At 64.0% G+C, this 567-nt stretch carries 2 protein-coding genes; both read right to left on the bottom strand.

Annotation, left to right across the window (positions count from 1 at the left end):
* On the bottom strand, positions 1-137 hold a 137-nt coding region (locus ON45_RS17780; protein ID WP_040495657.1), incomplete at its 3' end, for a P-II family nitrogen regulator.
* A gap of 233 nt (positions 138-370) precedes the next feature.
* Positions 371-567: P-II family nitrogen regulator (locus ON45_RS17775; protein ID WP_040495656.1), on the bottom strand; the 197-nt coding region annotated here is incomplete at its 5' end.

Genomic DNA, 567 nt, shown 5'->3' with positions numbered 1-567 from the left:
TAGGTCTCGGTGTGGCCGCCCTGGCGACCGAATCCGCGCACCTCGGTGACGGTGATCCCGCTGATGTCGATCGACTTCAGCGCGTCCTTCACGTCGTCGAGTTTGAACGGCTTGATGACGGCGGTGATGAGTTTCATGAACGAGGTCCCCCAGGAGTGTCAGCGATTCCACTCTTGCACGTTGTCGGGGGCGGCTCACGGATCGCGGCGTGCTTCGTGAACACGGCCCGAAAAACACCAGCGCCCCGGGTTCCGTCTGAGGACAGTCGACAGAACCCGGGGACTGGGCAGAGGTGCGTCGGAACGAACCTCGGGTGGACACGAGCGGCTGGAGGAGGTCGTCCTCAGGACCTCACCGCACGTGAGATCTGCTAGACCGCGTCGGCTCCTTCTTCGCCGGTGCGGATCCGGACGATGCGATCGACGTCGCTCACCCAGATCTTGCCGTCACCGATCTTGCCGGTGGCAGCTCCGGTCTTGATCGCCTCGACGGCGCCGTCGACGACGGCGTCGTCCACGACCACTTCGAGGCTGACCTTGGGGACGAAGTCGATCTTGTACTCCGCTC

Source organism: Ilumatobacter nonamiensis YM16-303 (assembly GCF_000350145.1).
GTDB lineage: Bacteria > Actinomycetota > Acidimicrobiia > Acidimicrobiales > Ilumatobacteraceae > Ilumatobacter_A > Ilumatobacter_A nonamiensis.
This window is presented reverse-complemented; position numbering and strand designations above follow the sequence as displayed.